The organism is Siminovitchia acidinfaciens, assembly GCF_003605385.1.
Lineage (GTDB): Bacteria > Bacillota > Bacilli > Bacillales > Bacillaceae_C > Siminovitchia > Siminovitchia acidinfaciens.
Window position 1 is genome coordinate 16,844 of the sequence record NZ_QYTV02000012.1, and the last position, 14,348, is coordinate 31,191.

The following is a 14,348-nucleotide window of genomic DNA, read 5'->3' on the forward strand; positions in this document are numbered from 1 at the left end:
ATACTCCCTCCATCATTTACCATTACCATTCCTTTTCCACTAAAAAGGCAAAAAAAACCGCACCCGTTACCGGGTGCGCAAAATGAAGGTAGAGGTTATTAACAATTGAGTAAACAAATGACTTACTGTAAAAAATTATTATTGAACGAAACGGCCGCGTTGGCGCATTAGTTCACGGTTCAAGTCAGGATTTACTTCGAAAGCCGCACGTCCATGCAACCAGAACATGTTGTTAAGTACAACAAGGTCACCAACTGGAAGTTCCAACTCAAGGACGCTTTCGTCTGCTTCCATTGATGCAGAAAGGTTTTCCAAGTATTTCGCTTGCTCGATTGTTTCAGGATAAGCGAATTGGTCGATGAAGCAGATGCAAGGTTTGTCGTTTACTTTGAAGAACGTTGCACGGTCTACTTCTTGAGATACGTTTTTGCTTGGTGGTGCAATATATTTGAATTTGTATCCTCCAAGAGGATCATTAGCGAATTTATCAAGCTCTTTCCAGTCATCCAAGTGAAGAAGTCTTGATTCACCGCCCACTGCATTTTCTTCAACCATTTTCATCATGAGCAACCAGTCAGTTGGCTCGTCAACGAATGTTCCGTCAGTATGCATTGTGAATAGACGGTATGCTTGACGAAGGAAAGAGTCACTGTTATCAGTATGCTTAACTGTGAAGCGCGCATAGTATTTACCAGTCATCGCATCAAAGTTTGGCATACCAACCAAGTGAGAGATCGCTGTTCCGAAGATGACATACTCATCGGTATCTTCTGTTACACCTTCAAGACCAACTGTGAAACCACCAGTCTCACGGTCATGAACAATGCTTCTTAGAACATCGCCAAGGTCTTCGCCAACGAAATCTTGAAGAAGAGAAGAAATGATTTGACGCTGATATGGTGTGTATTCCAATGTTTGTACAGTGATGCCCTTTTCTTCAACAGCTGCCAAGAATTTAGCAATTGCTTCTTTGTTGATTTCGATATGATACAAACGTTTAGACTGTGGATGTTCCTTTACTTCATAAGCCTTGCCAGTTTTAAGGTATTTCAATTCTTGTGTAACGCCCATTAGAGATTCCTCCTGTTTAATAATTAATATTTAATTTTTAAACCATGGATGGAGTTCAGAAAACATAAAAAGCCAGCTGTCGACTAAACCTATTCTAATTAGAAAGGTCTTATATCTGACAACTGGCTTATATTCACTTCACCGCTCTATGGTTGTAGAGTCACAGTGAATATTGCAGTTTGCATATTTTATTGTTCCTGAATCCATAAAATCTATACTATTCACGATTTTGAAAAGGCATTTTTCAAAAGGTGAATATGCTTTATTATTATTGCTTGATTTAAGATTACCACCCTAAATAAAATATGTCAACAAAATTGTCATAAATTCTCTTGTTCAATTTTAAGCAGGTGGTTTTTTCTGATTGCCGGCATCGCTAAACATGCCACTAACGCTGTCAAAGGGAATCTTCCGTCCCCAAACAGCCACTCTAAAACTGTTACAGGAGTAAAAATACCGTAAACAAAAATCATTAAAAAAAGATAAATTCTGCGCCATTTTTTTTCCTTTGCCATTTTTTATCTACCCGCTTCCGTATCACTTTAATCTAAAGAATGCGTCTCTTTTATTGGCAGGAACTTTACAAAATCAATTTTGGGACCGGCCGATTCTTGAAATAACTTCTTCTTGATCCCTTTTAAAAACTTACCATAAGAAGTGGACTCCACATCATTCGATGCTCTTACGTAAACTCTGTCATGATGGAAAATGCGCATTTCCGCTTCACTCTTATTTCCGCCATTTTCGTTAATTGTCTCCCGTGCCGCATCTTTCATATCCGGAATGATTTGAAAGCGCAAATCTCTGTCCAATTGGTCCCTCAGCATATATCCCCATGGCTCACTCTGGATTTCCTCTGATACAACCTGGTTGATCGCTTTTCTCCTCGCTTCATTATGGCTTTCTTCTGGATTGGCTGATTGAATCCGTACGGTCTCCTCGTCCACTCTTTCCTCAATCGTTTTCGGGTACAAATCAAGGATATTTATTCCCGCTTCGGGATCCAGGCCCTCCAGCAGTTTCTTTATCAAATCATTCTCGTATTCTTCAATCGAATCCCAAATTTCCTCGTATAAAACTGAAGTGGCGGCGAGACTTGCCTGCTGTGCCGTTGTGTTTGCCTGCTCCTTCACCGCCAGCACTTTAGATAAATTCAGGACGAAAACGAACATGATCATCATCACCGCTAAAAGGCCAATCATGAACAGGGCAGCATTCCCTCTTTCATTGTTAAGTATGCTTTTCATTCAATGACCCTGCCCTTTGCCGTGGAAGAAAATGAGTAGGAAGGTGATCCGAAATACTTCTTAGGGAGAAAAACAAACCGGATTTGGGCATTGACTTTTGCCGTATAATTCTTGTCACCGGTAATGGGCGCACTTTGAAAAGTTAGATAACCGCTGCCAGTCGAAATAATATTCTGGGCCGCTGCAGACGCTTCACTCTTGTCTTTCGTAATGGAATAGATTTTCCCGGCTTCATTTGCCGCTGATTGAATAAGTACAGCACCATGTACTGTTACGACAAGCTGCCACATGATAACAGCGACCAGCAGCATGAAAGGCATAATCCCCAAAAACTCAATGGTCACGGAGCCTTGTTCATTCTTTAATTTTTTTCTCCAATTCAACATGCAATTCCCCCCATTTAAACGACCGCTTCATCTTTCATTTCAAGTGAATTCAAACCTTCGCGCCACTTGATGACCAAGCTCGTTAAAACAACGGCAAACACGGGGAAAAATATTGTGTTCAAAAAGATCTGGGAGATGACAATGGCGGCGTAAGACTCCGTTATCGAAAATAGCAGGAAGTTCAAAGCGATTCCGATGATTAACTCAAGTAAACTGAGCAGCGAAATAAACAGAATGATTTTCCAAGAGTGCTTTTTAAAAATCTGAAAGCTTTCCTTCATACTTTTCCATACTGACTTCTCATCAATGACTGCAATAATCGGTGCGGAAATGAATGCTGCCAGAATGACCAACCCGGGAATAATTAAAAACATGAAGCCAATGACAGTTAATAAAGAGATTAAAACGGAAAAAGCAAAAATATTAAAGCCCTGTACTGCAAATGTATAAAAAGCGTTTTTCAGCGGATTTTCGTGACCTTCAAATTCATTTGCCGTGAATTTGATAAAAGGAACCATAGCGTAAATCAACAGAACCATAGTAACAAAGGCATAATATATATCAGCAACCGAAAGGAGAGAGCCTCCCGACGGCGTCACTGCATAAATATAATTGGTTAAAAAGGAATGCAAAATCAGCAGCGGAATCTGCACTAAAAATGCAATCAACAAATATCTCTCATATTTTCTGACAAAAACTGAAAAAGCGAACGAAATCGGCTTATCCATGGTTAAACTCCTTATTTAGGGGATTGACTAAAGAAAGCGCAAGGCGCCTGCCTATCGGCGACAAGCACAAGACGAATTGCGAGGAGGCAGCTTTTCAGCCACCACAGCAATTTGGCTTGTGACCTCGAGCCGATGGTGCCTGGCCGCCTCAGGACGCCACATCCTGTGGCTTCGGTGGCACTAGGACTTCCTGTCCGTCGGAGCTAGACATGACGTATCTTTGTTCGAAGAGATAATTTGGTGTAATTTTATACTTCCTTCAATTCTCATTTAGCCGCCGGGCCTCTCAGCCGTCTTTCCCTGTCTTGTATTAATTTCTCAGCGTTTTTTCTTGTACTTTCTTTCTTTCTTTCAATCTGTTCCTCTTCGGGAAGCTGCATGATATCCCGCTCATAGTCAAACGCGTCCAAGCGTTTTTTCAAGATGCCTTTATTAGACTGCATCCCTCTTATAAACTCTTGACTTTGATTTGATAGTGCAGCTTTTTCCTTACTAAGATTTGAAAAGAAATCCGGGAAAACTTCATCCATTTCCTCCAACAGAAGTCCCTGCCTGAATTGAAGCAGATCCAACTCAGATAAAATATTAAGTGTATATTCTATGTCCTTTTCGGTGATGATTCTTTTCACCAAAATTTTATTGTCATAGTAATCCTCATATTCGTGGTATAGGCGGTTAAAGCGGATTTGCAGGTCCATCACTTCTTTAAATAGCCGGTTTCCATCCAGCATGGCTTTATCGCTAGAAAAGTGTTCTTCCACCGTGTCAATAACATCTTTAAAATACTCGGGCAAAGCCTTGCTTCGCGGACCCGCAATATTAAAAATATTGGCTGATGCGGCGGAAAACAATGTCAGCGGAAATATAGCCTCCCTGTACTCAGACTTCGGTCCATTATCAAGGGATATTATTGCATACCCTTTAAAGTCACTCGGTTTTTTTCCATGATAAACAGCGTAGTGGTAGCTTCGTCCGTTTATAATATAACCAAAAGGATTCAAGGAGTAGGCTTCAAACCACTTTTTATAGCGGCCTGCTTCCTTCATCAATTTGTTGTTATCCATCTGCATCCCAACTTTCTTAAAAAGAAAACATGTAAGCGCCTGACACCTGCGAAGGTGCTAAACAGAATGCCAGGCTATTGCTTACAAGTTTTACTTACCAAACAGGCCTTTAAAAAATCCTGATGTCTTGTTCCATACATTGCTCGCAACGTCTTTTGTCTTATTCCAAACCTTCGAGGCTGTACCGTCTGCAAAGAATTTGGTTATTTTTGAAGCTCCCCAAACAACTCCCCCGGCAATCATTAAGCCGGCGCCGACTGCTTGTCCACCCGGAATTGCCGAGGCCACAGCCCCGACATTAAACAGGGTTTCACCTAAACTTCCAGTGGCATCGGCAGTAGCCGCAACCTTATCGGATTTACTTGCGTCACTTTTCCATACATCGACCGCGTTCATCGTATTTACCACAGTATCATAGGCAGAAAATCCGGCGCTGATTCCAGCTCCAACTGCGGAAAGCTTCGAAATTGTTCCTACCGCTGAAGCAGTAGATGCCCCTCTCGTTACTGTCTCGCCTAGACTCTCCAACCTCCGGATATCCCGGATTGTTTTACCCGCATCATAGACGCCTTTTCCCTTATCATATATATCAGTGGCATCAGATGCAGCATTTACATACCATGGGGTCCTTTCTCCCAAGCCCATCTTGACGCCGTTCAGCATCAACCCTGTCAGATAACTGCCGGTCGGACCAAAACTAGTACTTCCACCATTGTAGGCGTCTATCATATTTATTTTCCCGCCAATATAGTCGTCCAAAATAAATTCGGTCACATCCATGAGGGAAGGGCCGGTACTACTGTTATCGCTTCCGGAAGAATCACCGGCTCCTCCACCACCGCCGGGTCCAAGTCCATTATAGCCTGGAATATTCCATTGATTACCATAGTACCCAGGGGTGTTCCATGGATTTCCGTTATAATTGGGATTATTCCACGGATTGCCATTATAGCCGGGGGCATTCCATGGATTTCCGTTATATCCTGGCGCATTCCATGAATTGCCATTATAACCAGGATTATTCCACGGGTTTCCGTTGAAGTCAGACCCGTTAAAATCCGAGCCGTTGAAATCCGAGCCGTTGAAATCCGAGCCGTTGAAATCCGATCCATTGAAATCTGAACCTTTGAAGTCCGTTCCATTAAAATCTGAACCATTAAAATTCGATCCATTGAAGTGCCTGCCCTTAAAGTCAGAACCATTCCAGCCGTTTCCACCCTGGCCGGGATTTTGGTTCCAGGAATCACCTTCCCAGGAACTGCCGTTCCACGTCTTTCCTTCCCAAGGATCGCTGGTCCATGTATCACCTTCCCAAGTATCACCCTCCCAGGAATCTCCCTTCCAAGAGTCTCCTTCCCAGGACTCACCTTTCCAAGACTTGCCCGACCACGGCTGGGCTGCCGCCACAGGAAAAGCAAAAGTTTGAAACAGGATGATAAACAGCGCGAACAGGGCCGCGATCCTATTTACCATTTTCGGGTTTCGCATACTTGATTCCTCACTTTATCACTCCCGTTTTTTCTTCCAACGCTTGTAGCCCCTAAACTGCCGCCTTCCACATTTCGGCTCAGTCCGTACGTCGATGAACAGGCGCTTGCGCTATTGCTTTTAAGTATTAGTTTCATATTTTTCTTTAATCTGTTTCTTAATTTCCTCAGCTCTTTCTAAATTCAGCTGGTCGAGTTCTTCCCTTACTTCATTTTTCGCCTGATGAGCGAGCGCATCAACTTCCTTGGCTCTGTTTCTCAACTCATCTTTCTGATGGATATCAATGATTCCTTCATCCTTCATAACAGAGAAAAAAGCATTGAGATTGGCAAATTGCTGTCTTGCCGTGTCTCCCCAATTGCTGTAAAAATCCATGATATCGAAGCTTTGCTCTACACGCTGATGATCTGCATCGCTGATCATATCTTTTTTCCACTGTGTCCATCTTTCCAGCACTTCGTCCGCCCTTTTAAATTCCGCCTGCAGTTCCTTGCCATTATTTACAGTTGTATAAGTGCCATCTGAGATTCTCGCCATCTCTTTTAATTGCTTTTGGGCGTTTGAATCCACGTTAAATCCAATAATATTAATAATGGGGGAAATGCCGGAATCCTTTAAAGACTTGGCGACTTTTACCGGATCGCCTCCGCATGTTTCGATTCCATCGCTGACGATATAAATCAAATTTGTCGTCGTTTCCGGATCAAATTTTTCCATCGCTTCTTTGGCCTGTTCCACAGCACCCGCAATCGGCGTCCAGCCACTTGGTTTAAGAGTTTTCAAAGCTTCTTTAAATTTTGCTTCGTCATATTTCTCATACCCATACAACTGCTCAATACTTGAGCAGGACATTTCCTTGTCCTCCTGCGACCCGGTTCCTTTATGCCCGTAAACGCGCAATGAGACGTTGGCATCTTCCGGAACATTTGAAAGGAAATCAGTGATGGCCCCTTTAGCAAGATCCATCATTGTTTTACCGCCAATGACATTTGCCATGCTACCGCTCGAATCGAGCATGACTTCTATATTATAGTTTTCTTTGAATTGATACTTTTGATCAGGAAGGTCAGGGTTTCCCGACATGGCAAACTCCCATTTGCTGATCAGATCCTCCGGATTGGGAAAATCTCCCGACACCTTTGAATATACGTAGCGAAAATACTTGTCGAAATCTTCCTCTGTCGCATTTTCAGGCAATGGCGGCAACTCTTTAATTTCTTCGGTGATTTTCTGTTTTTCCTCATCCGTGTCCAGATCCCGTCCGCCGAATTTCCCCGTCGGTTGGTTGATTAGATCGGCAGATGTTTGAGGGATTTCCTCCATATCAGAGAAAATATCTTCCGTCTGCCCTTCATGTTGCAGCTGGTCTTCGTTTTGCCCTTGTTGGCTATCGGAATCAGGGCTTTTCACTTTCTCCGTTGGAGGTGTTTCCTTCGCTGTCTTATCTGGACCGGCATCTTGTTTCGCATTGCAGCCGGCAAGAACAAGGAAGGTAAGGAACAGGATGGCTAAATATTTTCTCAAATGCTTTACCTCCCTTTGGCTGTGTGATTACCCAATCTTTTCGATCCAGTCAGTAAATTTCTTTAAGACACTTTCACCGAAGTTCCCGCCGGAAAATGCCGTTGATATCAAGCCGACTGCAATAACAACAACCGCAGCGATACCAATCCACTCCAGTGTCTGTGAACCTCTTTCGTTTTTAACAAGGCCATTCATTTTGTTCATGCTTTTCACGTATAATTCATTCATCTTTTTCAATTGTATCTCTCCCTATCATCAATTTAATATGTTAAAAATGCTGTTTTCACCGAAAATCAAATTCAAGACCATCAGCCCTGCTATCATCAAAATAGAGACCGGTGCCACAACAAATGTGGTAACCAGCGTGACTTTCGGAGACGCTTTTGCGGCAAGTTCTTTGATTTGCTCCTCCCGAATTTGACGGAGCGCATCGGCTTGAATCTTAAATGTGGTCGCTATCGGAACACCCAGCCTTTCACCTTGGATCAATCCTTTAATAAGACTCTGAAATTCCCGATTATCATTTCTGTCCAATAAATTTCGATAAGCAGTTTCACGAGGGACGCCAAGATCGATTTCATAAAGAAAACGTGAAAATTCCTCTCTTAATGGCCCGTCGAAAAAGCGGATCACCTCCTTAAGCGCCTGATTTAGACTTACACCTGCCTGAAGACTTGTGCTGATTGTATCCAGAAAATCCGGCAAATCCAGCCTGAGATTTTCCTGCCTTTGTTTGGCTTGAGCCCGCACAATGATAATCGGCGTAAAATAACCGGCCAGGGGCAGAAAAATAAGTCCATATTGCGAAAATGGCAAACCAATGATGAAACCTAGCACACTAGCAAAAAAACCGGCTACCATAAGGAATATTTTTAAGCCCTGAAATTGGGCAACTGATAATTGAAAAACATTTCCGGATTTTTTCAGCCAAACGGCAACATCTTCGTTTTCACTGAAGAAATTGATCCTTTCCCCCAGATCAGAAAATTCATCCGCATATTTCAATGTTTTTTGTATAATGGATGCCCGCTTGCTTTTTTTTATTTTTTTCTTGCCGAATGCATCTGTATAAGTGACTTCCGAAACATGGTCAAGCAGTAATCTCTTCTGTTTCATATAAGCTGCTTGATGGCTAAGCATCAATACAATTGTGAACCAGAAGAGGATCACGCATAAAATAATCATTGCATCCATGTGCTACACCCTAATATTTGTTATTTTGCGGATCAGGAAAAAAGAAAGTGCGATTCCCAGCAGGAACAAGGTCAAAATGACCAGACCCGGAGCAGTCCATAATGGGTCGATAAACCCCTCGATAATGTTGTTCATCACGAGCAAAAGGAAAACCGGTAAAATTGGAACAATGTAGGAAATATACTTTTGCTCAGATGTCATTGTTTTGATTACCTGATTAAGTACTTTTCTTTCCTCCAATGTGTTAGCCATCGTTTCCAGTGTCAGCGCCAAATTGCCTCCTGTTTTCTTTTGAATCAGCAAAGTGGCAATGAATAGTTGAAAGTCCCTTGATTTGTTCTTCTTTTGAGTGGACTTCAATGCACTTTCCATTGACACACCAAGCTTCAACTCATGGGATATCCGCTTGAACTCCGTCCCTGCGGGTTCGGGAATCTCCCTTGCCACCAGGTCGACCCCCTGGCTGATTGTCATACCCGAACGAGCAGCATTCCCAAGCATTCTGCACACCTCGCCAAGCTGTTCATTGAACCTTTCCTCATACTTGTTTTTTCTAAGATAAAACAAGGAGTAATGCGAAGCGATCAACAGTCCGATAGCTATTAATGTACTAATGACTGGGGGCATTTTGAAAATATTTACAAATAACACTATAAAAACAAGAAAACCTAGAATGTGAATCCCCAGATATTCCGAAGGAAGTATCTTCAGGTTGGCATTTAATAGCTTTGCGCGAAGCGTCTCTGCATTTTTGGATTGGTCATAGCGGTCCCCCCATACACTGATAAAGCTCTTTCTCTGCTCTTCAGGAAACCAGTGGCGCACCTTTTTCTCCCACTCCTTCTTTTGGGAGCGGTAGCCGAGGTAATAATAACCAGCCAAAAGAAGGAGCAATACAGACAAGCTATATAATATTGGAATGCTCAAATTCACTTGCAGACCCTCCTTTAGCTTCAAACATCAACGTATCGAGATGAATGCCTTGAATTTTCATTTGTTCCAGGCATTTCGGAATAACTCCGGTTGCTGTAAAAAATCCATCCACTTTTCCATTTGAGCCAATCCCGGTCTTTTTGAAACGGAAAATATCCTGCACTTTGATTTGATTTTTCTCATCAACATAGACTTCCGCGATATTCACAATCTTCCTTGAACCGTCGGTTAATCTTTCCGCCTGGATGATATAATCTAACGCTCCGACGATATATTCCCTTACGATATGTGTCGGCAAATCCATCCCTGCCATGATTACCATGCCCTCCACCCGACGAATGGCATCCGCTGGTGTATTTGCATGCACTGTCGTCAATGAACCTTCATGTCCTGTATTCATTGCCTGCAGCATATCGAAAGCTTCGGCTCCCCGTACCTCACCAACAATGATCCGATCGGGCCTCATCCTTAGGGCGTTTCGGACCAATTGTCTTATGGAAACTTCCCCTTTACCTTCAACGTTTGCCGGGCGTGCTTCCATTCCGACTACACTTGCCCGGTTCAGACGAAGTTCTGCCGAATCCTCTATTGTTATGACACGCTCATAGGCGGGAATAGATTTTGCCACTGCATTCAGTAGTGTTGTTTTCCCGCTGCCTGTACCTCCGGAAATGAGTACATTCGTTTTTACTTCCACAAGAGCTTCAACGAATCGGGACATATCTTCATTCATAGATTGAAATGATATCAGGTCTTCCATTTCAAATGGTGTTTTTCGGAACTTCCTGATAGATATGAGAGTGCCGTTCAAGCTGATAGGTGGAATGACCGCATTTACACGGCTGCCATCGGGCAGGCGGGCATCGACCATCGGAGAGCTTTCGTCCAGGCGCCGGCCAAGGGGGGCAATGACCCTGTCAATGATATGGCGGATATGAGCTTCATCCTTAAATGTGATATTCGCCCTTTCAAGCCGTCCCTTTTTCTCTATAAAAACCTCATTCGGCCCATTAACAAGAATCTCGGTAATATCCTCGTCGTTCAACAGCGACTCCAAGGGCCCGAACCCTACACTTTCATCAATAATGCGCGACAATAAAAGTTCTTTATCGTGCCTTGGGATGATCACTTTTTCTTCGGCCATGAACTGGTTGATCAACCGTTCGATGGTCAAGCGTCTTTCACCCTCGTTCAGGCTGATCAAATGCTCTAAGTTCGTTTCCGCCAGCAGGCGCATTTTATAATGTTCAACTAATTCGTCAATAATCGGATTGGCTTTTGGAATATGAAGGTGATCCTCAACAGGCTCTTCAATATTGATCGGGTCAAATTTTTTTCGAAAGAGCGACAATGGCGGCACCTCCTGTTCATGTCTAACGTCATTTTTTTGATAAAAATATTAAAAATAAAAATATTGTAATTATTTAAGCATGGAATGAACCCATTTATGGATATCCTTTGCTGCAGGAATCATCTTCTTCTCTTTCGGCTGGGTCCGAATCGGCAGACCTTTGTTAATCGCAGTCTGAACTCCTTTGAGATCTCTTCTGACTTCGGCGGCGACTGGATACTGAACGAATCTCTCCAGATCCTTTTTGGTCAACTCATTCTCTCTTCCTTTTTCGTTGATCACAAATTCCAGCCTATCTTCCGTTACAATCCCAAGTCTTCGAAAAAGGTCTTCTACACTTTTTAAAACACGGATGGAGGGTGTATCCAGTGTGATCGTGTAATAAATACGATCAGCTTCTGCAAGTGCCGCATAGGTTGTTTCATCGATAGCTGCCGGCAGGTCAACGATGATGAAATCGTAGCTTCTGCGACAGGCACGGAGCAGACGGGTAACAAATTCACCGTCAACACTTTCAGCCAGTTCTGCATCACGCGGACTGATCAGCAGCTCCAGCTTGGATGATGGTTGGGTTTCCGCGATATTCCTTATATGATTTTCGTTAATTTCTTTAATTACCGGCTTTAAATCAATCATGGATCTTTCGCTGTCCATTCCAAGGAACGTTTCCGCACCGCCGAATTGGAAGTTCAAATCTATATGAATCACTTGGGCTGTGGATTCGAGTTTAAGCGTTTGGGCAAAAGCCGTACTTAGAAAAGTTTTACCCGATCCACCTTTTCCGCTGTAAAAAGCGAAAACCTGGCCTGTACCTCTTCTGAATCCGCTCGCGGCGGCACTTTCTGACACGCTCGCTTCCCGCGATTGCATTTCCGCTATTCGGTCCTGCAGCATCTGTACTTCATCCGGGAGAACCAAATAGTCAAATGCCCCCATGCGGGAAACATCACGCAGCAAGTGAAAATCTTGGCTATCGTGAATATACAAAATACCCATGTTAGGATTCTGTCCCAATAAAAAAGCTATAATATCAAGTGCGGAGACTGATTCATTTCTCATGACGACTGCCATCCCGATATCTGTTTCTTGGAATTTGGATTGCATCTGGTTAGGATCTACTAAACTGATTTCATATGAATCTTCCAGTCTCTCTTTTATCATTTGATAAAAAGAATCCTCATCTCCGATAATAAATAACTCTTTGCTCATTTTCTTGGCTACCTCCAACTATAAAACCGGTCATCTGTCCATGGCAGCTGTCTACTGATGTGTCGCACTTCTGCCATCAATGGATAGGCTCTATTTCTTTTCTTCTTTGCTTTCCGCCTTTTTTTCTTCCTCTTTTGCTTTTTTAGCTTTTTCTGCATCCTTTGCCGCTTGCTTTTCTTTCACTTCCTTGGCAGGTGCTTCGGGAGCTCGTTCTTGTTTAGACATTTCCTGCCCTTTCTGTTCTTCCGGCTCTTCCCACTGCCCGACATTTGCCTTAACAACGCGCACACTGTCTGCATAATTTTGCATATGGATCAATTCCGGAGCTTTCTCGGCCGGGACTTCCAGCAGGACTCCCTTAAAGTCCTTTCCTTTTTTTAAGGCCTGCGCAACTTTTACATCCCTCATGAAGTAGTCCGTTTCTTCCTTTGAATCAAAGCGATGCGACACAATGATATCAACGCGGTCTAATGCTTCCAGTTGTTCATCATAAGTGATTCTGTCTGACCGCATGAGCGAAATCAAACGGTTATTTTCCTCCACTACCGATGATGCCTGCTTCAACATATTCTGAGTGATGACATCTCCTTTGGATAAAGGAACGATGGAAACTTTATTTTTTAAATCTTCCACGTCTGTCACATGATAAGATTTAACGTATTTTTGCGGAATCTCTTCCATAGCCACATCTTCTGGCAAAATGACTTTCCTTGAAGGTACCTCCTGACTAGCAACCGCCACCTGGACCATTGTACCCAAATTGGTATTCAAAGCTTGGACTTTCTTTAAGATGAGCATACCGGCTGTCAATGCAAGCAGTAATGCTATAGAAAAAAATATGATGGCTTTTCTTTTCGATTCAAGCATCTTTTTACCTCGCTTCTTCCTGGCAATATATGTAAGGCTTAACAAGCATTATATTGTTAATACCATCTTTCAAATAGATGGTCAACGAGGCCTAAATCGTTAGTAATTAGGCATTGTAAGCAAAAATACCTGTCGAAAAACAAATATATAAGTCGATAGTCATTTTTTCAAATTCAATCCCATTACAAAATTTACATACTTTTTACAGTTTCAGGAAATTGTATAACCTCTGAAACAATTGTGGTAATAAGGGTTTATTTTTACTCTTTTCATTTCGGAAAACTGCCAAAGTAGGAGGTTAGACGTAAGACAAAGTGTTCAACCGGCTGTTTATCGACGTAGAGATTGAGCCGATATGCGGAAACGTCTTGCTCATCGCTGCAAATTTGACGATTCCCGAGGAGGACACTACTGATATCAACCACATCACGTAAAACTTCTCCGAGTATGGTTCGTGGAGATTTGCGACGAACTGAACAAGATTTCCTCGAAAAAGCATTGGCATAGGAGCACATTCGAGTCGACTTTCTAGGAGGCTTATAACCTCGAGGGGCTAGGCATCGGAGCTAGCCAAGAGTGAATCCAATGAAAATGAAAAGGAAGTTCGAGAGTATCTGCTTATCGGCGACAAGCAAGATGAATACTGGCGAAGGTGTTGATTGCCTTCAGAAGATTGGCTTATGACTTCAAGCAGAAGGCACTCGGCAAGCTCAAATTGCGTCATCCTGTTCGTCGCAGCCAGACAACACGGCAACTTGGCGCCTCAATGCGCCCCCGTCCTATCGCACTGGCCGCACTAGGGCTTCCTGTCCGTCGGAGCTGTACGTAGTAGCATATTCTGATTAACAAGCTTTCAACGCTATTGAATTTATCATAGTTAACGACAAAAAACCCTTCGGTGTTGTTAACACCGAAGGGTTCCTAGCCGTTCTATTTTACCAATCAAATATTATTTTTCAGCCGCCTTGATTTGTTTGTAGTGGAGATCAAGGTCCTTCATTGCAGCAATGAGTGCGTTGGTCGCTTTACCGCGGTAGTACGTTTGAATGGCTTCAATCTGTTCATCGATGCCGTCCTTCAAGCTTGTACCCCTTAATAGGCGACCTATGAAATCACTGCCGTGCTCCGTTGCAAGTGTGGCAGAGGCTTTAAGAATTACTCCGTATTTCACATCTACTTCAGCTGTAATCGTCAAGGTTTCATACACGCTCTTCGCGGCCATTCCTTGCGGCAGGCGTGCATGACCGGCTATAAACATTGTCTTGGCGTTGAACTCCATGGATCAA

General features: G+C 43.0%; 15 protein-coding genes. All 15 read right to left on the minus strand.

Features of this window, described 5'->3' with window-relative positions:
* Positions 1 to 138 precede the first annotated feature (138 nt).
* The 15 genes from glaH to D4T97_RS18525 all read right to left on the minus strand — a co-directional run bounded on the left by glaH (position 139) and on the right by D4T97_RS18525 (position 14,341).
* Positions 139 to 1,071 carry a glutarate dioxygenase GlaH gene (gene glaH / locus D4T97_RS18455; RefSeq protein WP_126052246.1) on the minus strand — a complete coding sequence of 311 codons (933 nt, stop codon included), beginning with the start codon at positions 1,069 to 1,071 and terminating at the stop codon, positions 139 to 141.
* A gap of 320 nt (positions 1,072 to 1,391) precedes the next feature.
* Positions 1,392 to 1,586, minus strand: coding sequence for a hypothetical protein (locus D4T97_RS18460; RefSeq protein WP_126052247.1), 195 nt, complete (start codon positions 1,584 to 1,586; stop codon positions 1,392 to 1,394).
* 27 nt (positions 1,587 to 1,613) lie between these two features.
* Complete coding sequence (locus D4T97_RS18465; RefSeq protein ID WP_126052248.1) at positions 1,614 to 2,318, minus strand: Tad domain-containing protein; 705 nt, start codon at positions 2,316 to 2,318, stop codon at positions 1,614 to 1,616.
* Positions 2,315 to 2,704, minus strand: coding sequence for a TadE family protein (locus D4T97_RS18470; protein ID WP_206435591.1), 390 nt, complete (start codon positions 2,702 to 2,704; stop codon positions 2,315 to 2,317). The genes D4T97_RS18465 and D4T97_RS18470 overlap by 4 nt, the downstream gene beginning before the upstream one ends.
* Before the next feature lie 14 nt (positions 2,705 to 2,718).
* Entirely contained in the window at positions 2,719 to 3,432 is a 714-nt protein-coding gene (locus tag D4T97_RS18475; protein ID WP_126052250.1) for a hypothetical protein, read from the minus strand.
* A gap of 266 nt (positions 3,433 to 3,698) precedes the next feature.
* Positions 3,699 to 4,496 carry a hypothetical protein gene (locus tag D4T97_RS18480; RefSeq protein WP_126052251.1) on the minus strand — a complete coding sequence of 266 codons (798 nt, stop codon included), beginning with the start codon at positions 4,494 to 4,496 and terminating at the stop codon, positions 3,699 to 3,701.
* A gap of 90 nt (positions 4,497 to 4,586) precedes the next feature.
* Positions 4,587 to 5,984 (minus strand): pentapeptide repeat-containing protein, encoded by a 1,398-nt coding sequence (locus tag D4T97_RS18485; RefSeq protein WP_126052252.1) that lies wholly within the window; start codon positions 5,982 to 5,984, stop codon positions 4,587 to 4,589.
* 120 nt (positions 5,985 to 6,104) lie between these two features.
* A complete protein-coding gene (locus D4T97_RS18490; protein WP_126052253.1) occupies positions 6,105 to 7,508 on the minus strand; it encodes a VWA domain-containing protein in 1,404 nt (467 codons plus the stop codon).
* A 27-nt stretch (positions 7,509 to 7,535) separates the two neighbouring features.
* A complete protein-coding gene (locus D4T97_RS18495) occupies positions 7,536 to 7,736 on the minus strand; it encodes a hypothetical protein (RefSeq protein ID WP_126052254.1) in 201 nt (66 codons plus the stop codon).
* A gap of 27 nt (positions 7,737 to 7,763) precedes the next feature.
* A complete protein-coding gene (locus D4T97_RS18500) occupies positions 7,764 to 8,702 on the minus strand; it encodes a type II secretion system F family protein (RefSeq protein WP_126052255.1) in 939 nt (312 codons plus the stop codon).
* 3 nt (positions 8,703 to 8,705) lie between these two features.
* On the minus strand, positions 8,706 to 9,635 hold the full coding sequence (locus tag D4T97_RS18505) for a type II secretion system F family protein (protein WP_235872309.1): 930 nt from the start codon (positions 9,633 to 9,635) through the stop codon (positions 8,706 to 8,708).
* Positions 9,607 to 10,986, minus strand: coding sequence for a CpaF family protein (locus tag D4T97_RS18510; protein ID WP_408021628.1), 1,380 nt, complete (start codon positions 10,984 to 10,986; stop codon positions 9,607 to 9,609). Before D4T97_RS18510 ends, D4T97_RS18505 begins: the two co-directional genes overlap by 29 nt.
* A 69-nt stretch (positions 10,987 to 11,055) precedes the next feature.
* A complete protein-coding gene (locus D4T97_RS18515; RefSeq protein ID WP_126052256.1) occupies positions 11,056 to 12,195 on the minus strand; it encodes an AAA family ATPase in 1,140 nt (379 codons plus the stop codon).
* Positions 12,196 to 12,285: 90 nt separating this feature from the next.
* Entirely contained in the window at positions 12,286 to 13,062 is a 777-nt protein-coding gene (cpaB, locus tag D4T97_RS18520; RefSeq protein WP_126052257.1) for a Flp pilus assembly protein CpaB, read from the minus strand.
* A 949-nt stretch (positions 13,063 to 14,011) separates the two neighbouring features.
* Positions 14,012 to 14,341 carry a DUF3870 domain-containing protein gene (locus D4T97_RS18525; RefSeq protein WP_120073161.1) on the minus strand — a complete coding sequence of 110 codons (330 nt, stop codon included), beginning with the start codon at positions 14,339 to 14,341 and terminating at the stop codon, positions 14,012 to 14,014.
* Between the last annotated feature and the right edge of the window lie 7 nt (positions 14,342 to 14,348).